Origin of the sequence: Pseudoalteromonas sp. CR1, assembly GCF_019392235.1 — a bacterium.
Classification (GTDB): domain Bacteria; phylum Pseudomonadota; class Gammaproteobacteria; order Enterobacterales; family Alteromonadaceae; genus Pseudoalteromonas.
The window spans coordinates 1-259 of sequence record NZ_JAHXRM010000371.1 but is presented as its reverse complement, the minus strand read 5'-3'; the positions used below and the strand labels follow the sequence as shown (position 1 = coordinate 259).

General features: G+C 60.6%; 1 pseudogene. It reads left to right on the top strand.

What is annotated here, in order from left to right:
• Window positions 1-259 (top strand): annotated as a pseudogene (locus tag KZZ04_RS19760) (hypothetical protein); the annotation flags it as partial.

Sequence of the window (259 nt, the reverse complement as noted above, 5' to 3'; positions counted from 1 at the left end):
CCACCAAGAACCTGCAAAACAACGACTGGACCCGGCGCAAGTTGCTTGAGCAACACGCCCTCGGCGGGCGCTACATCACCCTGGTCGGTTCACCCGAGCACGTGGCTGATGAACTGGAATCGTGGATCAGCGAAACCGGGCTGGATGGCTTCAACCTGACGCGCATTGTGACGCCGGAAAGCTATGTCGACTTTATCGACCTGGTGGTGCCGGAGTTGCAGCGGCGCGGGTCGTACAAGACCGCCTACGCGCAAGGAAC